Origin of the sequence: Streptomyces sp. NPDC029216 (assembly GCF_040648015.1) — a bacterium.
GTDB lineage: Bacteria > Actinomycetota > Actinomycetes > Streptomycetales > Streptomycetaceae > Streptomyces.
The window spans coordinates 26,479-32,478 of record NZ_JBEZWL010000084.1 but is presented as its reverse complement, the minus strand read 5'-3'; the positions used below and the strand labels follow the sequence as shown (position 1 = coordinate 32,478).

At 73.8% G+C, this 6,000-nt stretch carries 3 protein-coding genes; 1 reads left to right on the top strand and 2 read right to left on the bottom strand.

Annotation, left to right across the window (positions count from 1 at the left end; translation table 11 throughout):
- Nucleotides 1-903: 903 nt before the first annotated feature.
- Both AB0F18_RS26150 and AB0F18_RS26145 read right to left on the bottom strand, forming a co-directional pair.
- A complete protein-coding gene (locus AB0F18_RS26150; RefSeq protein WP_362064696.1) occupies nucleotides 904-1,854 on the bottom strand; it encodes an EamA family transporter in 951 nt (316 codons plus the stop codon).
- Nucleotides 1,855-1,901: 47 nt separating this feature from the next.
- The gene (locus AB0F18_RS26145) at nucleotides 1,902-4,589 is read right to left on the bottom strand and encodes an FAD-binding and (Fe-S)-binding domain-containing protein (protein ID WP_362064700.1); all 2,688 of its coding nucleotides are present in this window, start codon (nucleotides 4,587-4,589) and stop codon (nucleotides 1,902-1,904) included.
- A 175-nt stretch (nucleotides 4,590-4,764) separates the two neighbouring features.
- Between AB0F18_RS26145 and serC the strand changes: the two genes are divergently transcribed.
- Nucleotides 4,765-5,883, top strand: coding sequence for a phosphoserine transaminase (serC, locus tag AB0F18_RS26140; RefSeq protein ID WP_045948069.1), 1,119 nt, complete (start codon nucleotides 4,765-4,767; stop codon nucleotides 5,881-5,883).
- Nucleotides 5,884-6,000 lie beyond the last annotated feature (117 nt).

Below are 6,000 nucleotides of genomic sequence, written 5' to 3'. Positions count from 1 at the left end.
CGGGCCGGCCTGTCAAGGGCGCTCCTTCGTCGCGTCGCTTCGCGATGGCCTTCGGCCACCCTTGACAGACCGTCCCGCCACGGAAAAACGAAGACCGCCGGGAAAACCCCAAAGGAACGGGACGGTTGTTCATTGACCATCCGGCTCCCTCAGGGATCAGGCGAGCAGGCCGGGTCCGGCAGACCGGGCATCCGGCCCCTCCAGATCCCTGATTCGGGGCCAGGGGGACCCCACGCCCCAGATCGCTACGCGCTGCCCGTATTTCGGCGTCCGGCGCCCGTCTGGGGCCGATCCCCGCACCCAAGGACGATGAAATCGTCCTCCGGGCCCGCCAAGCGCGACAGATCGCTACGCGCTCCTCAGATCTCGGCGTCCGGCGGCCGTCTTGGGCTTGTACCTGCACCACAGGACGACGGGGACGTCATCCCAGCCCAGGACGGCCGTCGGACGCCGGGCAAAGAGGAGCGCGTAGCGATCTGGCGCGCCAGGAGAGTCCGGCGGCCCTCCTGATCGTCCTCGGCTGCGGGTATCGGCCCAAGACGGGCGGCGGACGCCGAGAAATGAGGAGCGCGTAGCGATCTGGGGCGTGGGGTGGGCCCGAATCAGGGATCTGGAGGGGCCGGATGCCCGGCGAGGCGGACCCGGCCTGCCCGCCTCATCGCTGAGGGAGCCGGATGGTCAATGAACAACCGTCCCGTTCCTTTGGGGTTTTCCCGGCAGTCTTCGGCTTTTCGTGGCGGGACGGGCTGTCAAGGGTGGCCGAAGGCCATCGCGAAGCGACGCGACGAAGGAGCGCCCTTGACAGGCCGGCCCGACACGGAAGGACGATGAGACTGACGGGAAAACCCCAACCCCTCTCTGAGACCGCCCCACCGGGACCCCGAGAACCCCCACCCCGCCCCGCTACTCCCGCCCGCCGCCCCCCTGCGCCCGAACCGCCCCCATGCTGGCCGCGATGACCAGGGCTATCGCCAGGGCGTCCAGCAGGGACAGGGCCTGGTGGAGGATCAGGAAGCCGGCCGTGGCCGCGATGGCCGGTTCCAGGCTCATCAGGATCGCGAACGTCGGGGCCGGGAGGCGGCGGAGGGCGAGGAGTTCCAGGGTGTAGGGGAGCACCGAAGACAGCACCGCCACGCCGAGGCCCAGGGCCAGCGTGCTCGGGACCAGGAGGGCGGGGCCCGCCTGGGCCACGCCCAGGGGGAGGGAGATGACCGCCGCCACCGCCATCGCCAGGGCCAGGCCGTCCGCCTGCGGGAAGCGGCGGCCGGTGCGGGCGCTGAAGACTATGTACGCCGCCCACATCGCGCCCGCGCCCACCGCGAAGGCCGCGCCGAGCGGGTCGAGGGAGCCGAAGCCGAGGCCGCCACCGCCGTGGCCGGACAGGAGGACCACGCCGCCGAGGGCCAGGCCCGCCCACAGGAGGTTCACCAGGCGCCGGGAGACGATCACCGAGAGGGCCAGCGGGCCGAGGACCTCCAGGGTGACGGCCGGGCCGAGGGGGATGCGGTCGATGGACTGGTAGAAGAGGCCGTTCATACCCGCCAGGGCCACGCCGAAGGCGATGACCGTGCCCCAGTCGGAGCGGGTGTAGCCCCGCAGCGTGGGCCGGCAGACGAGCAGGAGGACCAGCGCGGCGGCCGCGAGGCGCAGGGTGACCACGCCCGCCGCACCCGCCCTCGGCATGATCATGACCGCGAGGGCGGCGCCGAACTGCACCGAGATACCGGCCGCGACGACGAGGGCCACCGGGCCGAAGCGGCCGCCCCTGGGGGTGCTGGTGGGGGTGCTGGTGGGGGTGGGGGCCTGGGGCTTGGCGGTGTGGGTCGTCGTGGGGGACGGGGAGGGTGCGGGCATTTCTCCAGGTTAAGGGGTGGGTAAGGGTCGTGCATGCGTGTTCTGGCTTACATCGGCGCCGCGGGCGGGCTCGGTTCCGGTTCCGGGTCCGGCGGGAGGGCCTCCGCCAGGAGTTCCGCCACGTGGCGGGCGCGGTGGTCGGAGAGCTGGGCGATCTGGGTGCGGCAGGAGAAGCCGTCCGCCAGGACGGCGGTGTCGGGTGCGGCGGCGCGCAGGGACGGGAGCAGCTGCTCCTCCGCGCAGGCGACCGAGACGGCGTGGTGGCCCGGCTCGAAGCCGAAGTTGCCCGCGAGGCCGCAGCAGCCGCCGCTGAGCTCGCCGGTGAGGCCGGCGCGCTCGCGCAGCCGGCGGTCGGCGGCGTCGCCGAGTACGGCGTGCTGGTGGCAGTGGGTCTGCCCCGCGACGGGCCGGTCCAGGCGGGGCGGGGTCCAGTGGGGGGCGTACTCCTCCAGGGTCTCGGCGAAGGTGCGGACCGCTGCCGCGAGGCGGTGGGCCCGGGGGTCGTCGGGGAGGAGGGCGGGGAGGTCGGTGCGCAGGGCCGCGGCGCAGCTGGGTTCCAGGACGAGGACGGGGCCTTCGGCGTCGCCGAGGGTGTCGAGGGTGCGGCGGAGGACCTTGCGGGCGCGGGTGAGGCGGCCGGTGGAGATGTAGGTCAGGGCGCAGCAGGGGTTGCCGGGCGGGAGGGTGGTGGGGAGGCCCGCGGCGGCCAGGACGCGGGTGGCCGCGCGGGCGGTGTCGGGGGACAGGTGGTTCGTGAAGGTGTCCGGCCAGAGCGTGACCCGGGGCGGGGGCGCCGGGGTCGCGGCCGGGGCCGTACGCGCCCGTGTGAACGGCGTCCTCGCCACCTCCGGCAGCCGCCGTTCCCGGGTCAGGCCCGGTACCCGCAGCACCCTCCCCGCCGCGTTGACCACCCGCGCCGCGCGCAGCCGGGCGATCAGGCGGAGCCAGGTCGGGAGGCCGCCCAGGACGTAGTGGGACAGGGGGCGCGGGCGGCCGTGCCAGTGGTGGTGCAGGAACTCCGACTTGTACGTGGCCATGTCCACCCCCACCGGGCAGTCGCTGCGGCAGCCCTTGCAGCCCAGGCACAGGTCCAGCGCCTCGGCCACCTCCGCCGAGCGCCACCCGTCGGGGATGATCTCCCCCGCCAGCATCTCGTGCAGCAGCCGTGCCCGGCCCCGGGTGGAGTGCCGTTCCTCCCCCGTGGCCCGGTAGGACGGGCACATGACCGCCGGTCCGCCCACCTCCAGCGAGCGGCATTTGGCGACGCCCACGCACCGTGCCACCTCCCGCGCGAGCGGTTCGGCGGGCGGGAGGACCGCGAAGCGGAGGTTGTCGTCCAGGCGGGCGGGGCGGACCAGGGTGCCGGGGTTCATGCCGCCCGCCGGGTCCCACACGTCCTTGTACGCGCCGAAGAGGTCGATGACCTCCGGGGCGTACATGCGGGGCAGGAGTTCGGCGCGGGCCTGGCCGTCGCCGTGTTCTCCCGACAGGGAGCCCCCGTGGGCGGTGACCAGGTCGGCCAGTTCCTCCGAGAAGGAGCGGAAGCGGGCGATCCCGGCCGGTGTCACCAGGTCGAAGTCGATGCGGACGTGGACGCAGCCCTCGCCGAAGTGCCCGTACGGGGTGCCCCGCAGCCCGTGCCGGGCCAGCAGGGCGCGGAACTCCCTCAGGTAGGCGCCCAGCCGGGCGGGGGGTACCGCGCAGTCCTCCCACCCGGGCCAGGCCATCGTGCCTCCCCCAGACTCCGTCCGGGAGGTGCCCCCAGGGAGGCGGCTCGCGGTGCCGGCGGCGTCCTCGCGGATCCGCCACAGCGCCCGCTGCCCGGCCGGGTCCGCGACCACCCGCGCGTCGAGGGCGTCGGCGGCCCGTACGAGGCGGTGCGCGGCCCCCTCGTCCCGGGTCTCGACGAACAGCCAGGCCCCGCCCCGGGGCAGTCCTGCGGCGCCGCGGACCAGGTCCTGGGCCATCCCCTCGACGGTCAGCGGCCCGTACGGGAGCAGCCCGGCGGCGGCGTCGGCGGCGGCGCTCTCGTCGGGGTAGCCGAGGACGGCGAGGGCGGGCGCGGGCGGGAGTTCCACCAGGCGCACCACGGCCTCCGTGACCACGCCGAGGGTGCCCTCGCTGCCGCAGAAGGCCCGGGCGAGCTGCGTGCCGCGTTCGGGGAGCAGGGCGTCCAGGCCGCCGTAGCCGGAGATGCGGCGGGAGAAGCCTGCGCCCAGGCCGGTGCGCAGGACGGCCAGGTTTCCGGCGACGAGTTCGCGCAGCCCGGGCGGGGCCCCGTCCCAGCCCTGCCCGAGGCGGTGGGCGGTGCCGCCGTACGCCGTCACCGACAGCTCCGTGACGTTGTCGGCGGTGGTGCCCCAGGCGACGGAGTGGGCCCCGCACGCGTTGTTGCCGATCATCCCGCCGAGGGTGCAGCGGGAGTGGGTGGACGGGTCGGGGCCGAAGGTCAGGCCGTACGGGCGCACCGCCTCCCGGAGCCGGTCGAGGACCAGGCCGGGCTGGACCACGGCGGTGCGGGCGGCCGGGTCCACCGAGACGAGGGCGTTCATGTGGCGGGTGAGGTCGAGGACGACGCCGGTTCCGGTGGCCTGTCCGGCGATGGAGGTCCCGCCGCCGCGCGGCACGACGGGGACTCCGGCCTGGGCGCACACCCGCAGTGCCGCGGCCACGTCGTCGGCGTCGCGCGGGGCGACGACGCCGACCGGTACGCGCCGGTAGTTGGAGGCGTCCATGGTCACCAAGGCCCGTGCGGCGGCGCCGAAATCCACCTCCCCGCGCAGCTCGGCCCGCAATGTCCGCTCGAGTTCCCCGGGAGACGTCACGCAGCACACCCTCGCATCACCCTCCCGTGTCTCACCGGGTGGACGCGCCTCCAACGCCCGGTCCGTGACCCGATACGCTCCGCTCGTGGCTGAGATCCAGATTCCCGCTGACATCAAGCCCGCCGACGGACGCTTCGGCGCGGGCCCCTCCAAGGTGCGGACCGAGGCGCTGGACGCCCTCGCCGCCACCGGTAACTCCCTGCTCGGCACCTCGCACCGCCAGGCCCCGGTCAAGAACCTGGTCGGCTCGGTGCGCCAGGGCCTCCGGGACCTCTTCTCCCTGCCCGAGGGCTACGAGGTGATCCTGGGCAACGGCGGCTCCACCGCCTTCTGGGACATCGCGACCGCCGGTCTGATCGAGCGGAAGTCCCAGCACCTGACCTTCGGCGAGTTCTCGTCCAAGTTCGCCAAGGCCGCGAAGCTCGCGCCGTGGCTGGACGAGCCCTCCGTCATCTCCTCCGAGCCGGGCACGCACCCCGAGCCGGTGGCGGAGGCGGGTGTGGACGTGTACGCGTACACGCACAACGAGACCTCGACGGGTGTGGCGGCGCCGATCAAGCGCGTCGCGGGTGCCGATGCCGGGTCGCTGGTCCTGGTGGACGCGACCTCGGGTGCGGGCGGTCTGCCGGTGGACATCACCGAGACCGACGTCTACTACTTCGCCCCGCAGAAGTCCTTCGCCTCGGACGGCGGCCTGTGGCTGGCCGCGTTCTCCCCGGCCGCCCTGGAGCGCGCCGCGCGCGTGCACGCGTCGGGCCGGCACATCCCGGAGTTCTTCTCGCTGCCGACGGCGATCGACAACTCGCTGAAGAACCAGACGTACAACACCCCGGCGCTGGCCACCCTGTTCCTGCTGAACCAGCAGCTGGAGTGGATGAACGGCCAGGGCGGCCTGGAGTTCACGACCTCCCGTACGGCGGCCAGCGCGCGGAACCTGTACGGCTGGGCGGAGGCGTCGAAGTACGCGAACCCGTTCGTGCAGGACGCCGACAAGCGTTCGGCGGTCATCGGCACGATCGACTTCGACGACGAGATCGACGCGGCGGCGGTGGCGAAGGTGCTGCGCGCCAACGGCATCGTGGACACCGAGCCGTACCGCAAGCTGGGCCGCAACCAGCTCCGTATCGCGATGTTCCCGGCGATCGACCCGGCGGACGTGCAGGCGCTGACCGCGTGCGTCGACTACGTGATCGAGCACCTCTGATCCGGTCGCTGCCCCGTCGTACGTGGGGAGCCCCCGGTGCCGGAAGGCGCCGGGGGCTCCTTCCGTTCCGGGGGCCGGGTTCTGGGACTTAGGTCCCAAAAATCGGGGCAAAGAGAC